Genomic DNA, 26,759 nt, shown 5'->3' with positions numbered 1-26,759 from the left:
GAACAATACCGGAATTGCGCGGGGATTTTCCCGGCCTTAACCATAAATTAACCAATTATCTTGCTAGAAACCGTTTCTAGGCGTTTACTAAGTGCTTGATTTTGCACGGTGGAGGCATGGATGTTTTTTGCTTTGTTTGGATTGGCCGCGCTGGGAATGCTGTTTCTGGTTCTCGAAGACGACACCTCGGTCGAAGAACCTGATCCCGATCCGGACCCGGATCCCGATCCGGATCCCAGCGATGTTGTCGTGATTGACGGCACCAGCGACCCCGAGATTTTGGAAGGCGGCGACGAAGACAACCTGATCACTGGCTATCAGGGTGGCGACTCGATCTTTGGCAACGATGGCGACGACACGCTGCGCGGCTATACCGGCGATGACCTGCTGGTGGGCGGCGAAGGCGACGATCTGGTTCAGGGCGGTGTCGGCAACGACATCATGCTGGGCGGCGACGGCGTCGACACGCTTCAGGGCGGCAGCGGCGACGATGTGCTGATCGGCTCGCAGATCTTCGTGAACGATCTGCAACCCGAAGACCTGCCCAACCTGACCAACGGCGACCTGTTCAGCCACCCCTACGAGGGCAACCCTGATGACGAGGGCAACACCCTGGATGGCGGCGACGGCAACGACCTGTTCATCGCAGGCGCGCAGGACACCGTGACCGGTGGTGAAGGCGAAGACCGCATCTTCATCGGCGAATGGGTGCGTGGCGAGGACGAGGCCGTCACCGTCACCGACTTCGACGAAGAGGATGACGTGATCGTCGTGCGCTATCTGGCGGGCAGCTCGCTGCCGCAGATCACGCTGGCCAATGACGGCAACACCCGTCTGGTCTATGCGGATGGCCAGCTGGTCGCGCGTGTGAACGGCGACGGTGGTCCGTTCTTCGCAAGCGACGTGATGTTCCAGGCGGTCTGACCCCGGTCAGACCCACCTTTTGAAACGAAAATGAAGGGCGCGTTCAGCGCCCTTCGTATTTCGGGGTCCGCTTTTCCAGAAACGCCAGAACGCCTTCCTTGAAGTCCCGGCTCTGGCCGCAGGTGCCCTGGCTACGCCCTTCGACGCCCAGCTGAGCCTCTAGCGTGTTGTCCCAGCTGCCCCGGATCGCGGCCTTGACGTGGCTATAAGCCAGCGTCGGCCCGTTCGCCAGATGCGCGGCGCGGGCTTTCCAGACCGCCTCGAACTCGGCATCCGGCACCGCTTCCCAGATCAGGCCCCAGTCATCCGCCTGCTTGGCGCTGATCTTGTCGGCGAACAGGGCCGCGCCCATCGCCTTGGCGCTGCCCATGTTGCGGGTCATCCAATAGGTGCCGCCCGCGTCGGGGATCAGCCCGATCCGGGTGAAGGCCTGCATGAAATAGGCGCTTTCGGTTGCGATCACCACATCGGCGGCCAGCGCCAGGTTCGCCCCTGCCCCCGCTGCGGGGCCGTTCACCGCGCAGATCGTCGGGATCGGGCAATCGTAGATCGCCTTCAGCATCGGCATGTATTCGTCGCGCAGCGTGCGCTCCAGATCGACATTGGCGGCGGTACCCCGGTCGCTTAGGTCCTGACCCGAGCAGAACGCCTTGCCCGCCCCGGTGAGCACCAGCACGCGCGCCGTTTTCGCGGCCTCTTGCGCGGCCACGGCTATCTCGGCCCGCATCTGGGTGTTCAGGGCGTTATACTTGTCCGCGCGGTTCAGCTGCAGCACGGCCACGCCGTCGGTGATGTCCAGCGTGATGGTCTGATAGTCCATGAGGGGCCTCCCGTTCCTGTTCGCGCGCAGAATAACCGACCACGCGGTCAGGTAAAGGAAAACCGCGCGTCACTCGCCCATGATTTCCTTCAGGCGCTTCTGCTCGTCCTCGCTCAGCGCCTCGACGGGGGCGTCGGTGCCCTTCTGGCGGCGGCGCAGGTACAGCCCGCCGATGCCCAGGGCCAGCAGCAACATAGCCGGGCCCGCGGCCCACAGCACACCGTTGACGCCGCCGGTCAGCGGCTTCAGCAGCACGTATTCGCCGTAGCGGTCCACCAGGTACTGCTTGACCTCATCGTTCGAGTCCCCCGCAACGATCCGTTCGCGCACCAGCAGGCGCAGGTCGCGGGCCAGATCGGCGTTCGAGTCGTCGATGTTCTCGTTCCGGCACACAAGGCAGCGCAGGTCTTTAGAAACCTCGCGCGCCCGCGCTTCCAGCACCGGGTCGCTCAGGATTTCGTCCGGCTGCACCGCCCAGACGGGCGATGCGATCAGGGCAAGGGTCAGGATCAGGCGTTTCATTCTGCGGGCACCCCTGCGGCTGCGGATTTGCGCGCGCCGGCGGCCACGCGATAGCGGCGGTCGGACAGGCTCAGGAACCCGCCCAGGGCCATCAGGATTGCCCCGCCCCAGATCCAGTTCGCCAGCGGTTTGTAGTAGATACGCACCGCGTAACCGCCGCCGTCTTGCGGGTCACCGATCACGGCGTAGACATCCTGCAGGACCCCGTTGTCGATGGCCGCCTCGGTCGTCGGCATGCGCGACACCGGGTATTGGCGTTTCTCGGGGTGCAGGGTCGAGATCGCCTTGCCATCCTTCGACAGCTTCATCGTGCCCATGGTCGAGATATAGTTCGGCCCCTGCACGCGGTTCACCTCAGTCAGTTCCAGCGTATAGCCTGCGACGACCCACGGCTCGTTCAGCTTGACGACGCGAATGTCCTCTTGCTCCCACGCCATCAGGCCAGCGATGCCCAGCATGGTGATGCCCAGCCCGCTATGCGCCACGGCCTTGCCCCAGTCAGCCCGCGGCAGACGCCACAGGCGCGCAACGCGGCCGGTGCGGCCCGTACGGCTCCACAGGTCAATCGCGGCACCCATGACCAGCCACGCGCCCAGGAACACGCCCACCGGCCCCAGCAGCGTGCGGCCCGATTGCACCGCCCAGGCCAGCCCGCCCAGGGCCAACGCCAACGCCAGCGCCGGCAGCAGCGGCCGGATCGAGCGCGCCAGCACCGCGCGTTTCCACGGCATCATCGCACCGATCGGCAGAACCAGACCCAGCACCAGCATGAACGGCGTGAACGCCATGTTGAAGAACGGCGCCCCGACCGACAGCTTGCGGTCAAAGGCGATCTCGGCGATCAGCGGCCAGATCGTGCCGATGAACACGACAAAGCAGCTGACGGCCAGCAGGATGTTGTTCAGCACCAGCCCGCTTTCGCGGCTGATCATGCCGAAAATCCCCTTGGATTCCATCGCCGTCGCCCGCGCCGTGAACAGCGTCAGCGCGCCGCCCATGAAGAACGCCAGGATGAACAGGATGAACACGCCCCGCTCGGGGTCGTTGGCAAAGGCATGCACGCTGGTGATCACGCCCGAACGCACGATGAACGTGCCGATCAGGCTAAAGCCGAACGCCATGATCGCCAGCAGGATGGTCCAGCTTTTCAGGCTTTCGCGTTTTTCCACCACGATGGCCGAATGCAGCAGCGCCGCCGAGATCAGCCACGGCATGAAGCTGGCATTCTCGACCGGGTCCCAGAACCAGAAACCGCCCCAGCCCAGCTCGTAATAGGCCCACCACGACCCCAGAGCGATACCGATGGTCAGGAACACCCAGGCCGCCAGCGTCCAGGGCCGCACCCAGCGCCCCCAGGCAGCGTCCACGCGCCCCTCGATCAGCGCCGCCACGGCGAACGAGAACGCCATGCTCAGGCCCACATAGCCCAGGTACAGGAACGGCGGGTGAAACGCCAAACCGGGGTCTTGCAGCAGCGGGTTCAGGTCCTGCCCGTCAAACGGCGGCACACCCACCCGCAGGAACGGGTTCGAGGTGAACAGGATAAACCCAAAGAACGCCACCGCGATCGCCGATTGCACCGACAGCACCCGCGCCTTCAGCGTCGGCGGCAGGTTGCCCCCGAACCAGGCCGCCATCGCGCCGAACAGCGCCAGGATCAGCACCCACAGCAGCATGGAGCCCTCGTGGTTCCCCCAGACACCCGACACCTTGTACAGCATCGGTTTCGCCGAGTGAGAGTTCAGCACCACCAGACGCAGCGAAAAGTCCGAGGTGACAAAGGCATAGGTCAGCGCGGCGAAGGAAAACGCCGTCAGCAGGAATTGCAGGTTCGCCGCGGGTTCTGCGACGGCCATCCAGCCCGGCCAGCGTTTTTGCGCGCCGATCAGGGGAACGATTGCCTGAACGCAGGCAACCAGGAAGGCAAGGATAAGGGCGAAGTGGCCAAGCTCTGTAATCATGGGGCCGTTATAAAGCTTAGGCCGAACCCGTCCAATCGGATTCGACCTATACCGTTGATCACAATGTCGCGGGGTCGCTCAGCGCCCCAGCACCTCGGGCGTCACGCCTTGCCGCCAGTCCTCCAGCGCGGCGTTCTCGGGCGGCGGCGCCTGCATCTGCGCGACGCCCTGCAACATGCGTTGCTGAAACTCCTGCCCCTTGGCCTGATGCCGCGCCCCGAAATAAAAGCTGACGATGGCCCCCAACAGCCACCACAGCGGCTCGGGCACCAGCGCGGTTCCCTCCATTCTTGCGGCAAACCACACCGGATCGACCATCGCCGCCACGAACAGGCCCAGCGTCCCCAGCGCCAGCCCGGGCCGCGGCAAACGGTTCAGCCCATCCACCACCCGGTCAAAAACACCCCGTCGAGGCACCGCGAACTCGGCCCCGAACTGCGCCAGAGCCGCCTGCCGCAACGCCAGCTCGCGCCCCGCCCCGGCCTCGGCATTCTCGCGAAACACCTCGGCAGTCTCGCGCAGCGCATTGCGCCCGTCGCCGAACACCAGGTCCAGCACATGCGTCATCACACCCATCCCGCAACCCTCCGCGCAAACTCGGCCTCACTCAGGTGATAGCGCGGGTCGATGAACTCCTCTGCCCGCCGAATCCACCCGCCCTTGCCGCCCGCCCGAGTCCTTGCGAACTTCCGCGACGCCGGCCGCGCATCCGCAATCGCAAAGTAATAATTTCGCCGCGCAATCCCGTAAGCATCCACCAGATGCCCCGGCGCCACCCCGGACGCCCATTGCGCCGCCCGCACGGTTTGCGGCCCGATCACCCCGTCCACCGCCACCGCCTGCCCCATCTCGCGCAACACCCGCTGCAAGATCTTCACCGCATTGCCGCCCGCGTTCACATACATGTCGAACACGCTCGCCCGCAGCCCCTCGGGCAACGCCGCAATCCCCGGCCGTTCATAATACTGCTCGATGAAAATGCCGACGGCCCGCGCACGCGTCAGCGCCCGCACATCGCCCTCGCCGACCCGCCCGTCGCCGTCCAGATCCAGCCCCAGCCGCCGCATCGTCGCCAGCGTCACCCCGTATTTCGTCGCCCCACCCGGATCGTCCGGGTCATTCACAAACCCACCTTCGCGGGCCACAATCTGCTCTGCAATCTCCCGGACCGTCTGCATGCGCCACCTCTTGCCTGATCTGCCCACCAGACTGAGCCGCAAAGGTTAACACCCCCGCACCCGAACGCACGCCGCCCGCTCCTTCACCTCAACCTTGTCTTCTTTCTGATTGAAAATACTCAAAAATATCCCGCCATCTCCGCCCACCAACCGCCGGAAATGAAAAAAGGGACCGCCCCGTCGGGCAATCCCTGTGATTTGCGGCCAGAACCCCACAAAACCCCCGGAACGGGCGCTCAGTCGTTCTTGGCTTCCTTGTACATGCCCTGCTCTTTCAGCGCGTCCATGACCTCTTTGGGCATGTAATTCTCGTCGTGCTTGGCCAGGATTTCCGTCGCCTCGAACACGCCGTTCACGTATTTCCCGGTGCCGATCATGCCCTGGTTTTCCGCGAACAGATCCGGCAGTACACCCTTGTAGGTGACAGGGATCGAGCCGCCACCATCGGTCACGCTGAACCGGATCACCTCGCCCTGTCCGCGTTGCAGGCTGCCGTCCTCGACCAGACCGCCCAGTCGGAACGTCTCGGTCGCCTTCGGAGGTTCCGCGATCACCTGGCTGGGCGAGCGGAAAAAGTTGATACCATCGCGCAGGCCGTATCCGATCAGCCCCGTCGCCAGCAGAAGCGCCACCACAGCCACCAGGATCACCTGAATGCGGCGTTTCTTCTTCAGAGTTTTCATTCAATCCTCCCAAAGGGTTAGAGGAAAAACCAGACACGGGGCCCGATCTTCCGCCACACAGAGGTAACATTCACGACGCACGATGCAAGTCCTGCGGGGGTGCGCCCATTTGTCAGCCTGCGGCCGAAGACGCGCCCGTTCTGTCACGCCCCCGCCCCCGTCGCCTTGACCGAAGTCAGGTCTGGCTCACGCCGACTGGAACTCGATCTTGCTGCGCAGGAACTGCGTCGCCCGGGCCGAGACCTTGCGCGGATCGCCCGTCGTCAGGAACAGGCTTTCGGTGCCGGGGCCGATCATCTTGGGGTGACGCTGCAGGTAGTCGGCCAGCGATTCCGCGACCAGGTTGGCCTGGCTGTAGACGTCCACATTCGCGCCCAGGGCATCCTGGAACACGTCCTGCATCAGCGGGTAATGCGTGCAGCCCAGGATCGCCGCTTCGGGATGCGGCATTTTCCGTTTCAAAGCATCGACATGGCTGCGCACCAGCGCCTCGGCCAGGATCAGGTCGCCCTCTTCGATCGCGTCCACGACACCGCCGCAGGCCTGCGCCTCGACGTCCACGCCGATCGCGCGGAACGCCAGTTCGCGCTGGAACGCGCGGCTGGCCACGGTGGCCGGCGTGGCGAACAGCGCGACGTGTTTCACCGCCACTTCGCGCGGCGGAGAGTTGTCGCCCCACTTGCGCTCGGTCAAGGCCTCGATCAGCGGGACGAACACGCCAAGTACCCGTTTTTCCCGGGGAATCCAGCTTTCCTGCATCCGGCGCAGTGCGGCGGCCGAGGCGGTGTTGCACGCCAGAATGACCAGATCACAGCCCGCATCCCACATCCGTTCCACGGCAGCCGTGGTCAGGTTGAAGATGTCATCGGCATCGCGCACGCCATAGGGCGCATGGGCGTTGTCACCGAAATAGACCAGCGGCACGTCCGGCAGGCGCTTGTGCACCGCGTTCCATACCGTCAGCCCGCCCAGACCGCTGTCGAAAATCCCTACTGCCATGTGCCTCGGCCTTCTTTTTGCCGCGCGAACGCGGGTGGTATCCGAACCCCTCGGCGCGACTATAGGCACGCCAAGGAGTCGGACAAAGCCTTTACGCGGCTTTGGACGGGAAATCCATCACTGCTTTGGGGCCTAGCGCCCCCGTTATTCAGCCGCTTGTGCCGTAGGGGCACCCGAGCTGCGCAGCTGTGCCAGCAGGGCCTCGCGCTGCTTGGCGGTCTTGGCCTCGTTCGTTTGTTTGACCGGCCCGAACCCGCGGATTTGCAGCGGCAATCCGGCCAGCGCGACCGCGGTGTCCAGCTTTTCGGGCGTCAGGCGTTGCAGCACTTCGGCCATGTCGGCCTCGTACTGCTTGATCAGCGCGCGCTCCATCTTGCGTTCCTCGGTACGGCCGAACGGGTCCAGCGGCGTGCCGCGCAGGCCCTTCATCTTGGCCAGCAGACCGAACCAGCGCATCATGCCGGGGCCGAATTCCTTCTTCTCGGGGCGGCCATTTGCGCCCATTTTCGACAGGATCGGCGGGGCCAGATGGAACTTCATGGTGAAGTCACCGTCAAAGGCTTCGCGGGCTTTCGACTCGGTCTCCAGCAGCAGGCGGGCAACCTCGTATTCATCCTTGTAGGCCAACAGCTTGGCGTAGCCCTTCGCCACTGCCTCTTTCAGGCGCGGGTCGTCGAACTGGTCCACCAGCTTGCGGAATTTCTTGGCCAGACGCTTGCCCTGATAGGCGGTCAGGTGCATCTCGCGGTAGCCGATCTTTTCGTCCAGCGACTTGGGCTTGGCCACGACCTTGGGCGACAGCATCGCCGCCGCGTCCGCCGGGTGCAGCGCCGCCCAGCGACCGATCTCAAAGGCGCGGATGTTGCGCTCGACCGCGGCGCCGTTCAACTCCAGCGCCTGGGTGATCGCCTCATAGCTCAGCGGGACCAGCCCACGCTGCCAGGCCGCGCCGAAGATCATCATGTTCGAGAAGATCGAGTCGCCCAGCGTGACCCGAGCCAGCTCGGACGCATCGAACAGCATCACCTTGTCCTGCAAACGCGCCTGCAGCTGCAGCTCCAACCGGTCGGAAGGCAGCGCAAACTCGGTATTGCGGGTGAAATCGCCGGTGATGATCTCGTGGTTGTTGACCACGCCCCCGGTGCGCCCGGTCCGCGTCAGGCCCAGCGTTTTCGCACCGGCCGAGACCACCAGATCGCCACCGATCAGCGCATCCGCCTCGCCGGTGGCGACACGTACGGCGCTGATATCCTCAGGCGCATTCGCCAGACGGCAATGGATGTGCACCGCGCCGCCCTTCTGGGCCAGGCCCGCCATCTCCATCATGCCAGCGCCCTTGCCGTCGATCTGAGCAGCCTGCGCCATCACGGCCCCGATGGTCACCACGCCGGTGCCGCCAACGCCGGTGATCACCACGTTATAGGTGCCGTTGATCGCGGGCAGATCGGGCTGCGGCAGGTGCGGCAGATCCAGTTGCGCGGTCTCGGCCTTTTTGACCTTGGCCCCTTCCAGCGTCACGAAGCTGGGGCAGAACCCGTTCAGACAGCTGAAATCCTTGTTGCAGCTGGACTGGTCGATTGCCCGTTTGCGGCCCAGTTCCGTTTCCACCGGCACGATCGAGACGCAGTTGGATTGCACGCCGCAATCGCCGCAGCCTTCGCAGACGTCGGTGTTGATGAACACGCGGCGATCCGGATCGGGGAACTTGCCCCGCTTGCGGCGGCGGCGCTTCTCGGCGGCGCAGGTCTGGATGTAAACAATGACCGATACGCCTTTGATTTTGCTGAATTTATCCTGAACCGAGGCCAGCTCGGCCCGTTCGTGTTTTTCCACCCCCGAGGGGAAGGCGTTCAGGTCCACCTCTTCCTTTTCGTCATAGACGACGGCGATATTCTGCACGCCCATCGCCTTGACCTCGTTGACGATGCGATAGGCCGACAGCCCGCCCTCGTTCTTCTGGCCGCCGGTCATGGCGACAGCATCGTTGAACAGGATCTTGTAGGTCATCGTGGTGCCCGCCGCGACGGCGGCCCGGATCGCCTGGATGCCCGAGTGGTTATACGTCCCGTCGCCCAGGTTCTGGAACACGTGGCCGGTTTTGGAAAACGGCGCCTCGCCGATCCAGTTCGCACCCTCGCCGCCCATATGCGTAAAGCCCAGGGTCGAGCGGTCCATCCACTGCACCATGTAGTGACAGCCGATACCCGCATAGGCGCGGCTGCCCTCGGGCACCTTGGTCGAGCTGTTATGCGGACAGCCCGAGCAGAAATACGGAACACGGCTGGCGATTTCCTGCGCGTTGTCGTTGCGACGCGCCTCGGACAGGGCGGCCATGCCGGCCTTGATCCCGTCGGTGCCGCGGCCTTCTTCGATCAGGATCGCGCCCAGACGTTCGGCGATCAGGATCGGGTCCAGTGCGAACTTGGTCTGGAACAGCTCGGGCCCATGCATCGAGCCCGCGCCGCCCCCCTTGTGCCAGCCCCAGACGCGGCGGCCCTTGCGGTCGTCAAAGATCGCTTCCTTGACCTGCACCTCGATCAGCTTGCGCTTTTCCTCGACCACGATGATCAGGTCCAGCCCCTCGGCCCAGTCGTGGAAGCCGCGCATATCCAGCGGCCAGGTCTGGCCGACCTTGTAGGTGGTGATGCCCAGACGCTCGGCCTCGGCCTCGTCGATGTTCAGCAGCGCCATCGCGTGGACCAGGTCCAGCCAGTTCTTGCCTGCCGCAACAAAGCCGATCTTGGCGCCGGGCTTGCCCCACATGCGCTTGTCCATCTTGTTGGCATGGCTGAACGCCTCGGCGGCAAAGCGTTTGTACTCGATCATCCGCGCCTCTTGGGCGACGGGCGTGTCCATCAGGCGGATGTTCAGCCCGCCCTCGGGCATTTCGAACTCGGGGATCACCAGGTTCATCCGGTCGGCGCGGCCATCAACGACCGCCGTCGCCTCGACCGTGTCCTTCATCGTCTTCAGACCGACCCACAGCCCCGAGAATCGCGACAGCGCGTAGCCATAGACGCCGTAATCCAGAATCTCCTGCACGCCGGCCGGGCTGACCACGGGCATATAGGCATCCACCATCGCCCATTCCGACTGGTGCAGCACGGTCGAGGACTCGCCGGTGTGGTCATCCCCCATCGCCATCAGCACCCCGCCGAATTGCGAGCTGCCCGCCATGTTGGCGTGACGCATCACGTCGCCGGTGCGATCCACGCCGGGGCCCTTGCCGTACCACAGGCCGAACACGCCGTCGAACTTGCCCTCGCCGCGCAGCTCGGCCTGCTGGCTGCCCCACAGCGCGGTGGCGGCCAGATCTTCGTTCAGCCCTTCCTGGAACCGGACGTCTGCCACTTTCAGCTGCTTTTCAGCGCGCTGCATCTGCATGTCTACCGCACCCAGAGGCGAGCCGCGATAGCCCGTCACCAAGCCCGCGGTATTCAGTCCGGCCTGGCGGTCGCGCTCTTTCTGGATCAGCATCAGCCGCACCAGAGCCTGCGTGCCGTTCAGCAGCACCGGCGATTTCGTCAGGTCGAACCGATCGTTCAACGTCACTTTCTGGCTGGTCATTCCGCGTCTCCCATCGTCGGATGTCTTGCTCAAGTATAGGGCAATTTTAGGTCATAAAATCTGACCTATAAAGAGAAAAAATTGACATAGCGCCACGTTAAGCGATGCTGGCCCCTGTGAGAACAATGTGTTTCGTGTATTGGGGCTGCTCGAATCGAAAGTTGCCGAGATGGATTGGGACAAACTAAGAATATTCCACGCGGTCGCGGATGCCGGCAGCCTGACTCATGCCGGGGACACGCTGCATCTGTCGCAATCCGCCGTCAGCCGGCAGGTGCGCGCGCTTGAGGAAAGCCTGAACACCACCCTGTTTCACCGCCACGCCCGCGGACTGATTCTCACCGAGCAGGGCGAGCTGCTGTTCGACGCCACGCGCGCCATGACCAAGCGTCTGGACGCCGCCGCCGCACGGATCCGCGACAGCGAAGAAGAAGTCTTCGGCGAATTGCGCGTGACCACGACCACCGGCTTCGGCTCGCTCTGGCTGGCCCCGCGCCTGCCCGCGCTTTACGAAAAGTACCCCGATCTGAAAATCGACCTGATGCTGGAAGAGCGCGTTCTGGATCTGCCCATGCGCGAGGCCGACGTCGCCATCCGCATGAAAGAGCCCAGCCAGGCCGACCTGATCCGCAAGCGCCTGATGTCGGTTCGCATGCTTCTCTATGCTTCGCGCGAATATCTGGAGCGCCACGGCACCCCCGAAACCATCGAGGAGATCAGCACCCACCGCCTGATCTGCCAGAACCCCAACTCGGCGCAGGTGGGGGCCGGGGCGAACCTTGTCCAGCACCTGATGACCTATGAAATCCACTCGACCCTGACGGTGAACAACTATTTCGGGGTGCTTCAGGCGGTCATCAACCACCTCGGGATTGGCGTTCTGCCCGACTATCTGCTGCAGGATTTTCCGAATCTCGTGCGGGTGCTGCCCGACGTGCAATCCATCGAAGTCCCCGTTTTTCTGGCCTACCCCGAGGAATTGCGGCACTCCAAGCGGATCGCGGCCTTCCGGGACTTCGTGCAGGACGAAATCATCTCGTATCGTAAACAAGTGAAAGATCAGGAGCTTAGCTAGCTTCGCACCACAGCCATGCGCCGGGTGCATATCGGCCATGCTGCAAGTGCGACATGTTGGAGCTTGATCGATTCAATTCCGATGCCTATTTCAGCATTCGACGGTGATGCTGATGTTTCTCGCATCATCTTCATACCTCCCTGTTGGACTTCGGCCGAGCTTAGTGCTCGGCCTTTTTTTTCGCGAATCTTGCGGTAAGGCGCAGAAACTATCCGTCCTGCGCTGCCGGGACGCGGCCTTGCCTCTTTCCCCGCGCGTGTGGATGCCCTAAAGAGGCGCCCAAACAGCGCGCCTGCGGAGAGACTGCCATGCAAGACCCAGCCATCACGCCCGACCTGATCGCCGCCCACGGCCTGAAGCCGGATGAGTATGAGCGTATCCTGGAAATCATCGGGCGCGAGCCGACCTTCACCGAGCTGGGGATCTTCTCGGCGATGTGGAACGAGCACTGCTCTTACAAGTCGTCCAAGAAATGGCTGCGCACCCTGCCGACCGAAGGCCCGCAAGTCATCTGCGGCCCCGGCGAAAACGCGGGCGTTGTCGATATCGGTGACGGCCAGGCCATCGTCTTCAAGATGGAAAGCCACAACCACCCCTCGTACATCGAACCCTACCAGGGCGCGGCCACCGGCGTTGGCGGCATCCTGCGCGACGTGTTCACCATGGGCGCGCGCCCGATCGCGGCGATGAACTCGCTGTCCTTCGGCGAGGTCGGCCATCCGAAAACCAAGCAGCTGGTCCACGGCGTCGTCGAAGGCGTCGGCGGCTACGGCAACTGCTTTGGCGTTCCCACCGTGGGCGGCGAGGTGCGTTTCCACCCCGCCTATAACGGCAACTGCCTTGTAAACGCGTTCGCCGCCGGTCTGGCCGATGCGGACAAGATCTTCTACTCGGCCGCTTCGGGCGTCGGCATGCCCGTCGTTTATCTGGGCGCCAAGACCGGCCGTGACGGCGTCGGCGGCGCAACCATGGCCTCGGCTGAATTCGACGAGACCATCGAGGAAAAGCGCCCCACCGTTCAGGTCGGCGACCCCTTCACCGAAAAGCGCCTGATGGAAGCCTGCATGGAGTTGATGGCCACCGGTGCCGTCATCTCGATCCAGGACATGGGTGCCGCGGGTCTGACCTGCTCGGCCGTGGAAATGGGCGACAAGGGCGGTCTGGGCATCAAGCTGCAACTGGATGACGTGCCCCAGCGCGAAACCAACATGACCGCGTATGAAATGATGCTGTCGGAATCGCAGGAACGCATGCTGATGGTGCTGAAGCCCGAGCTGGAGGCCGAAGCCCGCGCCGTGTTCGAGAAATGGGACCTGGACTTCGCCATCGTCGGCGAAACCATCCCCGAGGACCGCTTCCTCATCATCCACGGCAACGACGTGAAAGCCGACCTGCCGCTGTCGAAACTCAGCTCCTCGGCGCCCGAATACGATCGTCCCTGGGTCCCCACCCCCGCCGCTGGAGCGATGGCGGATGTGCCCGCCGTTGATCCCATCGACGCCCTGAAGGCCCTGATCGGCAGCCCCAACTACGCCGCCAAGCAGTGGGTCTATGAACAATACGACACCCAGGTGATGGGCGACAGCGTCCGCACCCCCGGTCTGGGCGCAGGCATCATCCGCATCCACGGCACCGAAAAATCCGTCGCCTTCACCAGCGACGTGACCCCCCGCTACGTCAAGGCCAACCCGGTCGAAGGCGGCAAGCAGGCCGTGGCCGAAACCTATCGCAACCTGACCGCCGTTGGCGCTCTGCCGCTGGCGACCACCGACAACCTGAACTTCGGCAACCCCGAAAAGCCCGAGATCATGGGCCAGTTCGTCGGCGCGATCCAGGGCATCGGCCAGGCCGTTGCCGCGCTGGACATGCCGATCGTGTCGGGCAACGTGTCGCTCTACAACGAAACCGACGGCAAGGGCATCCTGCCGACCCCGACGATCTGCGCCGTTGGCCTGATCGCCTCGCCGGATCTGGCGATCCTGGGTGCGGCCAAGGCTGGCAACGTGGCGCTGCTGGTTGGCGACACCGCCGGTCACCTGGGCCAATCCGCCCTGCTGGCCGAGGTCTTCAAGCGCGAAGACGGCGATGCGCCCCATGTCGACCTGGCCGCTGAAAAGCGCAACGGCGACTTCATCCGCGCCAACCACGCCCTGATCGGCGCCTGCACCGACCTCAGCGACGGTGGTCTGGCCCTGGCCGCCTTCGAGATGGCCGAGGCTGGCAAGACCGGCGTGCAGATCGACGAGGCCGACATGGCCCAGCTGTTCGGCGAGGATCAGGCCCGCTACCTGATCGCCTGCGACTTCGACGCCGCCGAGGCGCTGATGGCCGCCGCCGCCAAGGCCGGTGTCAGCATCAAGACCGTCGGCAAATTCGGCGGTGACAGCGTGAAACTGGGCGCAACCCAAGCCCCGCTGGCCGATCTGGCCGCCCTCTATCGCGGCGCGTTCGAGGCCGCGGTCGGCTAACGCTTTGACCCAATGTGACAAAATGAGAGGGGCCGCACTTGCGGCCCCTCTTGTTTCTGCTGACAGGCATGGCCCGCAGCGGTTTGAAATGACTTGCTGAAATCGCCGCACCCGTGGGCGCAATACCGTCCTACCCCGGCGCACCCCGCCCCGGCCATTGCGGAAATCCGCACCCTTAGCGATCGGGCACCCCTCTAAACATGCGCCACAAAGTCATGTTCCCAGAATCTCTCCGCCACGTGTCTTGCACCTGCCCCCGTCTCGGCCTAGATTCACCCCAACAAACAGAAGAATCCCGGAGACCCAAATGGCCATTTACGCACAGGAACTCGAGGATCTGCTGCGCGCAAGCTTTCCCAATGCCAAGATCGCCGTCGAAGGCGATGACGGGCGTCACATGTCCGCGATGATCATCGACGAAAGCTTCCGTGGCATGAACCGGGTGCAGCAGCAGCGCGCCGTCTATGCCGCGCTGAAGGGCAAGATGGACGGCCCGCAGGGCGAATTGCACGCGCTGGCCCTGACCACCAAGGCCCCGGACTAAGACACCTCGCCCCCATAGAAACGGCCGCATGGCCTGAAGGAAACGACAATGACCGACGCAAATACCCGCATCGACGAAACCGTTAAAAACAACGACGTCGTGCTGTTCATGAAGGGCACCAAGCAGATGCCGCAATGTGGCTTCTCCAGCCGCGTGGCCGGTGTGCTGAACTACATGGGCGTGGAGTTCATGGACGTGAACGTCCTGGCCGATGACGAAATCCGTCAGGGCATCAAGGATTACTCGGACTGGCCGACCATCCCCCAGCTCTACGTGAAGGGCGAATTCGTCGGCGGCTGCGACATCGTCACCGAAATGACCCTGTCGGGCGAGCTGGACGCGCTGTTCGAACAAAACGGCGTGGGCTTCTCCAAGGAAGCGGCGGACAAGATCCGCGAGGCCAACGCCTGAACCCCATGACGGCGACGCGACATACCGAAGGGGCGCGGCCATGAAACGGCCAGCGCCCCTTCGTCTTTTGTGGCAACAGCATCGCCCGACGGTGGTGATCTCGGCCCTTGCGGTGGTCGTGGCGCTGGTGTTCGCGGCGCGCTTTGCCGTCCACGCGGTCTACTGGCACCAGACCCAGGGCGGCCATCCGCCGTTAGAGCCGTGGATGACTGTCCGCTTCGTATCCCACGCGTGGGAGGTGCCGCCGGATCAGGTGCTGGACGCGCTTCACATCCCTGACACGCAACGCAGGCAAACGCTCGAGGATATCGCCCACGCCCAGAACCGCCCCGTAGGGGCGCTGATTTCCGATCTGACGGCGACGCTTGGCGCGACCAAATGAACGATCTGCTGCTGGACCTGCTGCCCGACTACGGCGTGCCCTTCCTGACGCTGGTGACGCTGTTGTCCTGCCTTGCCCTGCCCGTGCCTGCCTCGCTGGTGATGATGGCGGCCGGGGGCTTTGCCGCCTCGGGCGATCTCAGCCCCACCGCCGTGGTGCTGGGCGCACTGGGCGGCGCGGTGCTGGGCGATCAGGCCGGGTTCTGGCTGGGCCGCTCCGGCAGTGGCCTCGTCACCCGGATCGAGGCCAAGGGCGGCCGTCAGGCCCATGCCCTCGGCCGTGCCACCCGCCTGACCCGAGACCGCGGCAGCATTGCCGTCTTCCTGTCGCGCTGGCTGCTCAGCCCGCTGGGGCCCTACGTGAACCTTGCCTCGGGCGCGGCCCGGATGGGCTGGCGCGGCTTCACCCTCGCCGCCATCGCGGGCGAGGCGGTCTGGGTCACCGTCTATGTCGGTCTGGGGGCTGGGGCCGGGCATAACCTGGCGCAGATCTGGCCGATGATCAGCGACGGCTTAGGCCTGCTGGCGGCCCTTGCAGTGGCGGCTCTGGCGTTGTTGCGCCTACGCCACCTGCTGCACAGCTACGAGGTGACTGGCGGCAAGGTCCGGCGCAAAGCCGGCCCTGCCCGCCCCTGATCTCAGCTTTCGGCGCGTTCTTCGATCTGGCTGGCCAGCGCCTCGGCGCGGGCGGCAACCTCGGCCAGGGTTTCCAGCACGCTTTGCGGCACCACCGGCACCTCGACGCGCGTTGGCTCGGCCTTGGGAGCGTTTTTCAGCCGCTCCAGCTCGGTTTTCAGCGTGTCCACCTGCACCTGCATCTCGCGCAGGCGATCCTCGACCCCGGCGGTCTTGTCGGCCAGCATCAGCCCCGCCATCAGCAACATCCGCGCCTCGGGCAGACGCCCGATCTGGCTGGCCAGCGCCTGCGCCTCGTCGTCCAACATCTTGGCGGCCGAGTGCAGATAGTGCTCCTCGCCCTCCTGGCAGGAGACATCGAAACCGCGGCCACCGATCTTGATTTCAACCTCGGGCATCAGGCGTTCTCCTCTTTGGCGCCATCCAGGATCGCGTCCAGCTGGGTCAGCACGGCGCCCATCTCGGCGGCGTCGGCGGCGCGGGTGGCGCGCAGGGCGTCCAGCTCGGCCATCATGGCGGCGTTGATCAGGTCGGCATCGGCCAGACCGGCGGCATTCGCATCCCGCAGCGCCACGTTGCTTTCGCGCAGCTGGTCGTTCACGTCGCGCAGCTGCTGCAATTCGGTGTCCATCGAGGTGACCGCCTCGCGCGCCTCGTCCAGCGCTGCCTCCAACGCCGATACCTTCTGGTCCAGCCGCTCGCGCAGCGCCTTCACGCGCTGCTCCAGCTGGGCGGTGGCGGTGCGCTCTTCTTCCAGCGCCTGCGTCAGACGCTCAACCTCGGCCGTGTCCCCGGCCCCGTCGGACAACCCGTCCACCCCGCGCGAGATGCGGTCCAGGGCGGCTGTGATCCGGCCCTCCAATTCGCTGATTTCGCTCATGACCTCAACCTTCCGTTATTATCAAGCCGCCCGGAAATTCGGCGCGCGAATCGTTTTGGCTGCGCTTTGCGCCAAGTTTACCCAATGCCCCCGGAAAATGCGCCCCCTTCCGGCCCAATGGGTTAGACGGCACGCTTGCACTCTGGTCTTAGGCTGGTATTGAGCGGTCAAGCACTCATTCACCGGATCAAAGGACTCTCGCCGTGGATATCACTGCCCTGCGCAACAGCAATCCCGACCACTGGTTCAAGGCCGCCGCCATCCGCGCCCTGACGCTGGACGCCATTCACGCCGCCAATTCGGGCCATTCGGGCATGCCGATGGGCATGGCGGACGTGGCCACCGTGCTGTTCGAGAAACACCTGAAATTCGACGCCTCGGCGCCGCGCTGGCCCGACCGCGACCGCTTCATCCTGTCGGCCGGTCACGGCTCGATGCTGCTCTACTCGCTGCTGTACCTCACCGGCTACAAGGACATCACGCTGGAGGAGATCCGCAATTTCCGCCAGTGGGGCGCGAAAACCGCCGGCCACCCGGAATACGGCCACGCCGAGGGCATTGAAACCACCACCGGCCCGCTGGGTCAGGGTATCTCGAACGCCGTCGGCTTTGCCATGGCCGAGGAAATCCAGCGCGCCCGCTACGGTAAGAAGATCGTCGACCACTACACCTACGTGATCGCCGGCGACGGCTGCCTGATGGAAGGCGTCAGCCAAGAGGCGATCGGCCTGGCCGGGCGTCACCAGCTGGGTCACCTGATCGTGCTGTGGGACAACAACAACATCACCATCGACGGCACCGTCGATCTGGCTGACCGCACCGATCAGGTCGCGCGCTTCAAGGCGTCGGGCTGGCACGTGCAGGAAATCGACGGCCACAACCCCGAGGAAATCGACGCCGCCATCGCCAAGGCGAAGACGACCAAGAAGCCCTCGATGATCGCCTGCAAGACCCATATCGCACTGGGTTCGGCGGCGCAGGACACCTCCAAGGGCCACGGCGCGCTGACCGATCCCAAGCTGATCGCCGCCACCAAAGAAGCCTATGGCTGGGCTTCGGGCCCGTTCGAAGTGCCCGCCGACATCAAGGCCGCATGGGAAGCCATCGGCAGCCGTGGCGCCGCAGACCGCGCCGAGTGGGAGGCCCGCCTGGCCTCGATCTCGGGCCGCAAGCAGGAAGAATTCGCCCGCATCTACGCGCTGGACGCGCCGAAAAAACTGTCGGCCACCATCCGCGCCCTGAAAAAGCAGATCAGCGAAGAAAAGCCCAAGCACGCCACTCGCAAATCCTCTGAGGTGGTGCTGGAAGTCGTCAACCCGATCCTGCCCGAAACCGTCGGTGGCTCGGCTGACCTGACCGGCTCGAACAACACCAAGACCGGCGATCTGGGCATCTTCGATCTGGACAACCGCGCGGGCCGCTACATCCACTGGGGCATCCGCGAACACGGCATGGCCGCCGCGATGAACGGCATGGCGCTGCATGGCGGCGTGCGCCCCTATGGCGGCACCTTCATGGCGTTCACCGACTACGCCCGCCCCTCGATGCGTCTGGCCGCGCTGATGCGCATCCCCAGCGTTTTCGTGATGACCCATGACAGCATCGGTCTGGGCGAAGACGGCCCGACCCACCAGCCGGTGGAACACCTGGCCATCAGCCGCGCGACGCCCAACACCTACGTGTTCCGCCCCTGCGACACCGTGGAAACCGCGGAAAGCTGGGAAATCGCGCTGACCACCAAGGAAACCCCCTCGGTACTGTCGCTGACCCGTCAGAACCTGCCGACCATGCGCGTCAACCACAGCCAGAAAAACCTGGTCGCCCAGGGCGGCTATGTGCTGGCCGAGGCCGAGGGCAAGCGTCAGGCCATCCTGATCGCCACCGGCTCCGAGGTCTCCATCGCGATGGAAGCCCGCGAGTTGCTGCAAGCCGCCGGCATCGGCACCCGCGTCGTCTCCATGCCCTGCATGGAGCTGTTCGCCGAGCAGGACGAAGCCTACCGCAAGCGCGTTCTGCCCGCTGGCCCCGTCCGCGTGGGCGTCGAGGCCGCCGTGCGTGACGGTGGCTGGGACAAGCTGCTGCTGGGCGAGCGTGGCCGCGAAGCCAAGGCCGGTTTCGTGGGCATGGCGTCGTTCGGCGCCTCTGCCCCGGCCGAAGTGCTGTACGAGAAATTCGGCATCACCGCGCAAGCCGTGGCCGACAAGGTCAAATCGCTGCTGTAACCTCAGCCGCGTGACCAAAACAAAACCGCGCCCCAACCGGGCGCGGTTTTTTCGTGTCTGCGGACTGGATCAGGCGGCAGTGCGCTGGAACCCTCCGGCGCGCAGGGCGACGATGCCGATCATCACCAAGATCACCACGTTCATCATCACCGCATAGATCAGCCCGGGGATCGCCAGCTCGGGCATGCCCAGCAGCTTGCCCGCGACAAAGATCGTGATCGCCACGTTCTGCAGGCTGGCCTCGGTGATCACCGTCCGGCGCTCGGGCCCGCCCAGGTCCATCGCCCAGGCCACGCCAAAGCCAAAGCACGGCACCAGGATCGCCAGCATAATGACCGGCAGCCCGACCTGGCCGAACGTTTCACCCATCGCGTCCCAGTTCTGCGCAAAGGTGGCGATCACCATCAGCACGAACAGCGCCCGCGCCAGCGGATCGACCACGCGGACCAGACCGGTCACGATCCCCGGCCACACCCGGCGCAGCCCCATCGCCAGCCCCATCGGCACCAGCGCGACCGCCGTCATCCCAAGCGAGATTTTCCACAGCCCGCCGCCATCCAGATCGGCGGCCCCGGTCAGCCACAACACCAGCGGCAGCGTGATCGGCGCGGCCAGACTGGTCACCAGCGTCATGCTGACCGACAGCCCCACCTTGCCCCGCATCAGCAGCGCCGCGTAGTTCGAGGTCACCCCCCCGGGGGACGCCGCAACCAGCAACAGCCCCGCCAGCATCACCGGCGGCAGCAGCGCGGCCACGCCCACCATCCACGCCAGCAGCGGCAGGCCGATCACCTGCACCGCCAGCCCGATCAGCAGGGCACGCGGGTTTCGAAATTCCACAGCGACATCGCGCAGCGACAATCGCAAACCCAACGAGAACATCAGGATCATCATCGCGACGGGCAAAAAGGCGGCAAGAAGGGCAGTCATGGGGTCTCCTACAGGGTGACTTGCGTCGCCGCCTTTTCACGCCTTTGCGACCCCATCGCCCTGACCTAAGTCAAGGCGTCGGGTTTCTTTGCGCGTAAGGTCTGCCCAAGCCAAGAAAGGACCGATCATGTTCAACCGCCGCCTGTTCCTGACCACCGCATTCGCGGCGCTCGCCGCCCCCTATGCCTGGGCCCAGCACGCCGATCTGGAACCGGGCGCGGCCGAGGCGATGAACGACGAACGCCCCCGCCGCTACATGATGGAAGACCTCTATGGCAACGCCGTCACGAACGAGGATTTCCAGGGCCGTTTCCTGCTGGTCTATTTCGGTTATACCGGCTGCCCTGACGTCTGCCCGACCTCGCTGTCCACCATGGCCGACGCGCTGGAGCTGCTGGGCGAGGATGCCGACAAGCTGACCCCGGTTTTCGTCACCGTCGATCCCGAACAGGACACCGCCAAGCTGCTGCAGGAATACCTGGCCTTCTTCGACAAGCGGATCGTCGGGCTGCGCGGGCCAAAGGCCTATACCGACCACATGGTCAAAGTGTTCAACGCGCGCTACCAGAAAAACATCTCGGACCCGGCGCGCCCGGATCTCTATACGATGGATCACACCGCCTCGATGGCGTTTCTGGACCCGGCGGGGATGCTGATCAAACGCTACCCGCATGGCGTCGCCGCCGAGGATATGGCCGCCGACATGCGCAGCATCATGGCCGTCGAAGGCGGCAACGGGTGATGATCTCTCGTCGCGGGCTTGTGGCCGGTCTGGGCGCGCTTTGCGCCCGGCCGGATTTTGCGTTTGCGGAGGGCGCTGCCTCTGCCGCCAGCCGCGCCCGCCCGGTGCAGCCCCCGCGCGACGCCTCTTTGCTGAAACTGACGGATGCTGAGGGCCAGACCCGCCCGCTGTCCGACTGGGCCGGCTCGGTGCTGGTCCTGCCGCTCTGGGGGCCGTGGTGCGTGCCCTGCCAGCGCGAACTGCCCACCCTGTCGCGCCTTGCCGCGCAACTGGGCCCCGAGGGGCCCACCGTGCTGCCGCTGGCCTTTGACTGGCGCGGCCCGAACGCCGTGCGCAAGTTCTACACCCGTCTGGGCATCGACAACCTGCCTGTGCTGATGGGGGACGGCGAAAACCTGAAGGCCGTGCTGGATACCGAGCTGTTGCCCTCGGTCTTCGTGATCGGTCGGGACAGCCACACGCTCTCCCTCGTCTCGGGCGAGGCCGTCTGGGATGACGCCCCCACCCTGTCGTGGCTTACATCTCTGCTCTGATCAGACCAGATCGCTTTTGCGGAAGCGCCAGAACCCCAGCCCTGCCAGCGCCAAACCCAGCGCCACCGGATAGCCCATCGCCCAGGCGACATAGCCATTCACCCCGAAGTTATCGAGGATGACATAGGACGACGGCCCCAGCAGGATCAGCTGCGGATCGAACAGGATCATCGAGGCGGTGCGGAACGCCTGCAACGGGTTCGCCAGCGCAATCCCGATCACCAGGTCCGAGGACACCCGCTGCTGGATCAGCACCGACAGCAGCAACAGGTCCAACAGCGCCACCAGCAGCAGCCAGATCAGCAGGCTGGCCCCCAGCGCCACCTCGGTGGACCGCGACCAGGCCGAGATCAGGAAGCCCAGCCCCAGGAAACACGTCGCCAGCGCGGCGATCAGCCCCGAATACAGGCCGATATGCCACCACGGCACCGCATGGCCCATCGCCATGCCGTAAACACCGGCGACGATCAGCGCCACGCCCACCGGGGCCAGCACCAGCACCAGCCGCGCCAGGAACCGCCCCCAGTACCAGGTCGTCAGCGAGACCGGAAAGGCCAGCATGTATTCCAGGTTGCCCGCCTCACGGTCACCCACCATGGACCGCGCGGTCGTCACGATGATGAACAGCGGCAGCACCGCCATCGCGATCTGGATATAGCTGACCAGCAGGCGCGACAGGCCGGTAAAGCCCAGCACGCGGCTTTCGGAAATGCCGGTGGTGATCAGCAGCAGCATCAGCCCCACCACGACCAACGAATAGAAATGGAACCAGCGCGAGCGCAGCGATTCCGACAGCTCCAGCCGCAGGATCAGCGACACGCCGGTGCGCGGCACGGGGCCTGCACTACGGGTGCTGGGCAGTGGCGTAAACGGGTCGGTGCTCATGGCGTTCATCCTTTATGTCCCTCCCCGTCTTCTCCGCCCGGAATGCAGCGCCAGGTCAACCCCCTGGCCAGCACATCGCGGCGCATTTCTTCGAAACTGATCGAATCCGTGGACGGTGCCGACAGCGCCGCGAACCCGTAATCCATGGGCGAGATCACGCCCCGCTGGTAATGCGCCTGCCGCGCGTCCAGCCAATCCTGCCGGGTGCCATAGTCGCGCACCCAGAACTCGATGCTCGGGTCGTCCTTCCACGGCTGTTCCTTCAGCCAGTTGATCGCATCGCCGATATCGTCGAATTTCACCAGCTTACGGTCCGGTCCCCCCCGGATTTCCGAGGCATAGCCCGGATCCGAGATGATCATGCCGCAAATTTCGCACACTTCGCGGCCCCAGCGGATGTCCTCGGGGCCGGCGGCCTCGGCCTTGCAGGCGGACAGGAACGGCGTGGCGGCCAGCAGGGCCAGCGTGGCGCGGCGGGTATGGTGGTGGTGGCGGCACATGTCAGAACACCCTTTCCGGCACCTGCTCCAGCGTCATTTGCTCGATCAGGCTGCCATAGCGGGCCAGCAGGCCCAGGAAGCGAAACGTCTCGGCGCTGGGGACCGGGCCGGAAAACCGCGTGCCCGTGGCGTCAGAGCGAAAACCCCACCCCTCCAGTGCCTGGGTCAGCGGGGCGTGCGGCGCGCTCAGCACGATCAGCGCCTGACGGAAGTCGCCCGCGCGCAAACGATCACGCAGGTTGTCGTCCAGCACGACGCGGCCGCGATCCAGCTCGATCACGCGGTTGACCAGCGGGGCGACCTCCTCCAGCCGGTGGCTGGCGATCAGCATCGAGGCATCGCGCCGTTCCGCCAGCAGGTCGATGAACACCGCCCGTGCGGCCGGGTCCAGGTTGGCGGCCGGTTCGTCAAAGATCATCAGATCGGCATCGCGCCCCAGCGCGACCGTCACCAGGATCTTCTGCTTCTGCCCGCCCGACAGGCGATAGAACGGGCGGCGGCGCACCTCGTCCAGATCAATGCCCAGCTTGCCCGCGATCTCGTCCATACGGGCGCGACTGGCGCCTGCGCCCTTCTCGGCAAAGGTCAGCAACTCGCCCACCGGCATCCGCAGGGGCGGCGGCAGCTGCGGCACAAAGGCGATCCGCGCCAGCGCCCGCGCATCGCGGCGCTTGCCCGACGTGCCCTCGAACCCGACCGAGCCACCGTGCCCGTAATGCCCCAGCAAGCAGCGGAACAGCGTGGTCTTACCCGCCCCGTTCGAACCGATCAGAGCGATCCGGTCGCCCGCGTCGATGCTCAGCGTCAGCTCGTCCAGCACGGCGCGGCGGTCAAAGCGTTTGGTCAGGCGGTCGATGGTGATCATGACGCGTCTCCTCAGATAATCTTGTCCAGCCCACGCACGGCAAAGCTCAGCGCGTTCTGCGGGCAGACATCCACGCACAGCCCGCACCGCGTGCAGTCTGGCCCGATGAATTCCACCTCGTCCTGCGCATAGCCCATCTTGGTGATCTCCAGCACATGGGGCACCAGACACACGGCCCGGCATTCCCCTTCATGCAGGCATTTTTCCAAATCGTATTTGATCTGGATCGGTGCGACCGCCCCGGTGATGCCATAAGTCAGGCCAATCGGGCAGACGTAGCGGCACCAGAACCGGCGCGAGAAGAAAATCTCGACCCCCAGCAGGAAAATCACCCAGATGATCGCCACGGTCGGCCCGTAGATCAGCGCGCGGCTGACGATGCCCACCGGGTTGATGTATTCGAACACGGTATAGCCGGTCGCAAAGGCCAGGATCATGAAGATCACCCACAGCACCAGGCGCAGGCCGCGGTGGAACGGGTGGTCCTTGACCCAGCCGCGACGGGCCAGGAACAGGTGAATCGCCTCGGCCCATTCGGCCAGCAGGTGATAGGGGCAGGCCCAGGCGCAGAACGCCCGCCCACCCACGATCCACCACAGCGCGATCACGGTGACGGTGCCGATGACCAGGTTCAGCATCACCTCTTTGAAGGCCAGCATCACCTGCAGCGCCGCGTTCGGGTCGGCCATGTGGAAGCCCAGGAACCGCGACGCACTCATCGAGCCTTCGACCAGCTGCACGTCCCACGCGAACGAGATCACGAACAGCGCGTTGATCACGATGATCGAGACCCAGCGCAAGTTCCGCCATTTATGGCTGAACTGCGGGTTCTCATGCTCGTCCGCGATCAGGGCCTTGCGCTTGGCGACCTCATCGGGGGTTTTCTTCAGCGCCTTCATGGCGCGGGCGGCGTCGGTTTCCTCGTCCGCGCTTGGGCGGCGCGGATCGGCGCCGAACATCATCGCCAGTTTGTGCAGGAACCACTTCATGCCGATGCCTCCAATGCCAGTTCGGTGTCGATGACGATGGCTGCCGGTTCGGCCGGGCAGATCATCTCGCAGGTGCCGCAGCCGACGCAGGATTTGTGGATCGTCGGCACGCGGCGTTTGTCCTGATAATCAATGGACAAGGGTTCCAGCGTGATCGCCCCCTCGATCGGGCATTCGCGCACGCACAGATCGCAGATCTCCAGCTCGTAGGGGTGGCTGGCCACGGGTTGCGGCTCCCAGCGGTCGATTTCCTCATAGCGCAGCAGGCCGGGGAAATCGTCGCCGCGCGCCAGACCGGTGAAGCCCAGCCCCTTCATCGCCAGGCACGCCTCGGGGCGGGCCAGACGGGCGAACCCCATCGTGACCTCTTCCTTCTTGGCGATCAGGTGGCTCAGCGCGCCCGTCGGGCAGGCCAGCACGCATTGCACGGCGTCGCAAGAAAAGTCACAGGCCTGCGCCCGCGCGTCGATATAGGGCACGCCCAGCCCGTAACCTTCGTCGCCATCGGCCAGCTTGATCGCCTCGACCGGGCAGACCTGCACGCATTGGCCGCATTTGATGCAGGCGGCCAGGAATTCGTCCTCGTCCAGCGCACCGGGCGGGCGCAGCCGGTCGAACACCTTCTTATAAACCGGATACCAGCCGATCAGCCCGGCCGAGACCGCGGCCACGCCCAATGCCATCGTGCGGATCAGCATCCGGCGGCGTTCCAGCTCGCGCCGGGTCAGCCGCGGTTTCTTCGGAGTGTCTGCGGTCTTGCTCATTGTGTCAGCAGCTCCAATGCGGATTTCGGTTTGCCTGCCTGGGGCGCGGTTTCCGTGCGCGCGGCGGCGTGGTCCACCATGTCGACCAGCGGGCGCTCTTCGCGCACCAGCAGGCGCGGTTCGGTGAAGGGGGCCAGACGCTCGACGAAATCCAGCGCCGACAGGGCCAGCCCGCCCCGGAAGAACGCCGCCGGAGGCAGGTCCATCCACAGCCGGTCGGCATACATGAAAATCTCGTGCGGGGTGTCGCCCACGCCGTCGCCATCACGGTCCAGCCCGGCGTAATCGTCCCAGTGATTGCCGTTCCAGCCCTCGCGCAGCGCCGTCCCGCGCCCGCGCACCGACACTTGCGTGAAGTTCGACAGGAAGTTGTTCTCGGCGAAGTTGTTGCCCACCCAATCGGTGTGAAACTCCACCCCGACGCCGTTATAGGCGATTTGGTTGCGGCGGAACTCGTTGGTGCGGTCCGGGTCCCACGGCGACGGGTCCAGGTAGATGCCCACCGCGTTGCCCAGGATCAGGTTGTCCTCGACGATCGCGCCCGAGGTCTCCTTGAACCCCACGCCCATCCCCGACGCGCCCCAGGCCCGCAGGATCTGGTTGCCGCGCACGGTGATGTCGTTGGCGTACATCATGAATACGCCCACCACGCAGTCCGAAATCTCGTTCCGTTCGACGAAATTCTTGTGGGCGTACATGAAGTGGATGCCATAGCGGCCGTGCTGGATGCGGTTGTCCTGCAGCTTGTTGCCTTCGCTGTACCAGATCACGATGTCGCGGCTGTGCTCGATGTGGTTATGCTCGAACACGTTGTCGTCCGAGTACCAGATCCGCACGGAATCCCCGCGCATCTCCAGCGGCATGTCCTTCGAGCTGATGTAGTTGCGCCGGATCACGTTATTGCTGGCCTGCGACAGGTCCAGGCCGAACAGACTGTTTTCGATCCGCACGTCGCGGATCACGTTGAAGTTGCCCTTGATCCGCAGCCCGGCATCGACCTTGTTGTGCAGCCGGCCCGAGTTGCGGATGGTCAGGTTCTTCAGCGTGGCCCCGCTGGCGGCCAGGGTCACGACCGTGCCCTGCCCACCGCCGTCGATGACGGCCACGCCCTGCCCGTCCAGCACCACCGACTTGGTGATGACCAGCGGGCCCATATGCACACCCGGCTCCAGCACGATCTCGGCGCCTTCGGGGGCGGCGTCCAGCCGTTCCTGCAGGGTTTCGGCCAAGGCCACCCCCCAGGAACCGCACAGGATCAGGATCAGCGCGATCAGACGCAT

Annotated in this window: 27 protein-coding genes; 10 read left to right on the top strand and 17 right to left on the bottom strand. The window is 64.8% G+C overall.

All coding sequences use genetic code 11. The features are described from left to right. Positions 1-120: 120 nt before the first annotated feature. A complete protein-coding gene (locus E7681_RS07095; RefSeq protein ID WP_136338586.1) occupies positions 121-924 on the top strand; it encodes a calcium-binding protein in 804 nt (267 codons plus the stop codon). A gap of 43 nt (positions 925-967) precedes the next feature. Here E7681_RS07095 and E7681_RS07090 read toward each other — a convergent pair whose 3' ends face one another. From E7681_RS07090 to E7681_RS07055, 8 genes are all read right to left on the bottom strand, one after another. Then, complete coding sequence (locus E7681_RS07090) at positions 968-1,744, bottom strand: enoyl-CoA hydratase-related protein (protein ID WP_136338585.1); 777 nt, start codon at positions 1,742-1,744, stop codon at positions 968-970. 69 nt (positions 1,745-1,813) lie between these two features. Further along, complete coding sequence (locus E7681_RS07085; protein ID WP_136338584.1) at positions 1,814-2,266, bottom strand: cytochrome c-type biogenesis protein; 453 nt, start codon at positions 2,264-2,266, stop codon at positions 1,814-1,816. Continuing rightward, on the bottom strand, positions 2,263-4,227 hold the full coding sequence (locus E7681_RS07080) for a heme lyase CcmF/NrfE family subunit (protein WP_136338583.1): 1,965 nt from the start codon (positions 4,225-4,227) through the stop codon (positions 2,263-2,265). The genes E7681_RS07085 and E7681_RS07080 overlap by 4 nt, the downstream gene beginning before the upstream one ends. Positions 4,228-4,305: 78 nt before the next feature. Then, positions 4,306-4,803 (bottom strand): holin family protein, encoded by a 498-nt coding sequence (locus E7681_RS07075; RefSeq protein WP_136338582.1) that lies wholly within the window; start codon positions 4,801-4,803, stop codon positions 4,306-4,308. Then, entirely contained in the window at positions 4,794-5,405 is a 612-nt protein-coding gene (locus E7681_RS07070) for a holin-associated N-acetylmuramidase (RefSeq protein ID WP_136338581.1), read from the bottom strand. Before E7681_RS07070 ends, E7681_RS07075 begins: the two co-directional genes overlap by 10 nt. A 236-nt stretch (positions 5,406-5,641) precedes the next feature. Continuing rightward, complete coding sequence (gene ccmE / locus E7681_RS07065) at positions 5,642-6,088, bottom strand: cytochrome c maturation protein CcmE (RefSeq protein WP_136338580.1); 447 nt, start codon at positions 6,086-6,088, stop codon at positions 5,642-5,644. 186 nt (positions 6,089-6,274) lie between these two features. Then, the gene (locus E7681_RS07060) at positions 6,275-7,087 is read right to left on the bottom strand and encodes a glutamate racemase (RefSeq protein ID WP_136338579.1); all 813 of its coding nucleotides are present in this window, start codon (positions 7,085-7,087) and stop codon (positions 6,275-6,277) included. Positions 7,088-7,231: 144 nt separating this feature from the next. Continuing rightward, positions 7,232-10,654: an indolepyruvate ferredoxin oxidoreductase family protein gene (locus E7681_RS07055; RefSeq protein ID WP_136338578.1), complete on the bottom strand. Its 3,423-nt coding sequence runs from the start codon at positions 10,652-10,654 to the stop codon at positions 7,232-7,234. 169 nt (positions 10,655-10,823) lie between these two features. Between E7681_RS07055 and E7681_RS07050 the strand changes: the two genes are divergently transcribed. From E7681_RS07050 to E7681_RS07025, 6 genes are all read left to right on the top strand, one after another. Further along, positions 10,824-11,729 (top strand): LysR family transcriptional regulator, encoded by a 906-nt coding sequence (locus tag E7681_RS07050; protein WP_136338923.1) that lies wholly within the window; start codon positions 10,824-10,826, stop codon positions 11,727-11,729. Positions 11,730-12,037: 308 nt separating this feature from the next. Beyond that, a complete protein-coding gene (gene purL / locus E7681_RS07045; RefSeq protein ID WP_136338577.1) occupies positions 12,038-14,197 on the top strand; it encodes a phosphoribosylformylglycinamidine synthase subunit PurL in 2,160 nt (719 codons plus the stop codon). A 307-nt stretch (positions 14,198-14,504) separates the two neighbouring features. After that, positions 14,505-14,741, top strand: a complete 237-nt coding sequence (locus tag E7681_RS07040; protein ID WP_136338576.1) for a BolA/IbaG family iron-sulfur metabolism protein — start codon at positions 14,505-14,507, stop codon at positions 14,739-14,741. 48 nt (positions 14,742-14,789) lie between these two features. Further along, positions 14,790-15,152: a Grx4 family monothiol glutaredoxin gene (gene grxD, locus E7681_RS07035; protein WP_136338575.1), complete on the top strand. Its 363-nt coding sequence runs from the start codon at positions 14,790-14,792 to the stop codon at positions 15,150-15,152. A 40-nt stretch (positions 15,153-15,192) separates the two neighbouring features. Continuing rightward, entirely contained in the window at positions 15,193-15,534 is a 342-nt protein-coding gene (locus tag E7681_RS07030; protein ID WP_136338574.1) for a hypothetical protein, read from the top strand. Next, a complete protein-coding gene (locus E7681_RS07025) occupies positions 15,531-16,169 on the top strand; it encodes a DedA family protein (protein ID WP_136338573.1) in 639 nt (212 codons plus the stop codon). The genes E7681_RS07030 and E7681_RS07025 overlap by 4 nt, the downstream gene beginning before the upstream one ends. A 2-nt stretch (positions 16,170-16,171) precedes the next feature. Here E7681_RS07025 and E7681_RS07020 read toward each other — a convergent pair whose 3' ends face one another. Further along, complete coding sequence (locus tag E7681_RS07020; protein ID WP_136338572.1) at positions 16,172-16,567, bottom strand: cell division protein ZapA; 396 nt, start codon at positions 16,565-16,567, stop codon at positions 16,172-16,174. Then, positions 16,567-17,049 (bottom strand): hypothetical protein, encoded by a 483-nt coding sequence (locus E7681_RS07015; RefSeq protein ID WP_136338571.1) that lies wholly within the window; start codon positions 17,047-17,049, stop codon positions 16,567-16,569. The genes E7681_RS07020 and E7681_RS07015 overlap by 1 nt, the downstream gene beginning before the upstream one ends. Positions 17,050-17,252: 203 nt before the next feature. Here E7681_RS07015 and tkt point away from each other — a divergent pair, with 203 nt between their 5' ends. Continuing rightward, entirely contained in the window at positions 17,253-19,271 is a 2,019-nt protein-coding gene (gene tkt, locus E7681_RS07010) for a transketolase (RefSeq protein ID WP_136338570.1), read from the top strand. 69 nt (positions 19,272-19,340) lie between these two features. Here tkt and E7681_RS07005 read toward each other — a convergent pair whose 3' ends face one another. Continuing rightward, positions 19,341-20,201 carry a bile acid:sodium symporter family protein gene (locus E7681_RS07005; RefSeq protein WP_136338569.1) on the bottom strand — a complete coding sequence of 287 codons (861 nt, stop codon included), beginning with the start codon at positions 20,199-20,201 and terminating at the stop codon, positions 19,341-19,343. A 127-nt stretch (positions 20,202-20,328) separates the two neighbouring features. On the opposite strand from E7681_RS07005, the gene E7681_RS07000 reads away from it, so the two are divergent. Continuing rightward, the gene (locus tag E7681_RS07000; RefSeq protein ID WP_136338568.1) at positions 20,329-20,943 is read left to right on the top strand and encodes an SCO family protein; all 615 of its coding nucleotides are present in this window, start codon (positions 20,329-20,331) and stop codon (positions 20,941-20,943) included. After that, positions 20,943-21,476 (top strand): TlpA disulfide reductase family protein, encoded by a 534-nt coding sequence (locus E7681_RS06995; protein ID WP_136338567.1) that lies wholly within the window; start codon positions 20,943-20,945, stop codon positions 21,474-21,476. The genes E7681_RS07000 and E7681_RS06995 overlap by 1 nt, the downstream gene beginning before the upstream one ends. On the opposite strand, the gene E7681_RS06990 is transcribed toward E7681_RS06995, so the two are convergent. From E7681_RS06990 to nosD, 6 genes are read right to left on the bottom strand one after another with little or no spacing between them, the layout of a single operon-like run. Continuing rightward, positions 21,477-22,361, bottom strand: coding sequence for an ABC transporter permease (locus E7681_RS06990; protein ID WP_136338566.1), 885 nt, complete (start codon positions 22,359-22,361; stop codon positions 21,477-21,479). Between the two features lie 5 nt (positions 22,362-22,366). Further along, a complete protein-coding gene (locus E7681_RS06985) occupies positions 22,367-22,861 on the bottom strand; it encodes a nitrous oxide reductase accessory protein NosL (protein WP_136338565.1) in 495 nt (164 codons plus the stop codon). Between the two features lies 1 nt (position 22,862). Then, positions 22,863-23,726, bottom strand: coding sequence for an ATP-binding cassette domain-containing protein (locus tag E7681_RS06980; protein ID WP_136338564.1), 864 nt, complete (start codon positions 23,724-23,726; stop codon positions 22,863-22,865). 11 nt (positions 23,727-23,737) lie between these two features. Then, a complete protein-coding gene (locus E7681_RS06975) occupies positions 23,738-24,715 on the bottom strand; it encodes a NapH/MauN family ferredoxin-type protein (protein WP_136338563.1) in 978 nt (325 codons plus the stop codon). After that, the gene (locus E7681_RS06970) at positions 24,712-25,479 is read right to left on the bottom strand and encodes a 4Fe-4S dicluster domain-containing protein (RefSeq protein ID WP_136338562.1); all 768 of its coding nucleotides are present in this window, start codon (positions 25,477-25,479) and stop codon (positions 24,712-24,714) included. Before E7681_RS06970 ends, E7681_RS06975 begins: the two co-directional genes overlap by 4 nt. After that, the gene (nosD, locus tag E7681_RS06965; RefSeq protein ID WP_136338561.1) at positions 25,476-26,759 is read right to left on the bottom strand and encodes a nitrous oxide reductase family maturation protein NosD; all 1,284 of its coding nucleotides are present in this window, start codon (positions 26,757-26,759) and stop codon (positions 25,476-25,478) included. The genes E7681_RS06970 and nosD overlap by 4 nt, the downstream gene beginning before the upstream one ends.

This window comes from Thalassobius vesicularis, assembly GCF_004799325.1.
In the GTDB taxonomy this organism is placed as follows: domain Bacteria; phylum Pseudomonadota; class Alphaproteobacteria; order Rhodobacterales; family Rhodobacteraceae; genus Thalassobius; species Thalassobius vesicularis.
Note: the sequence above shows the minus strand (reverse complement) of the source record. Positions and strands in the feature narration are given on the sequence as shown.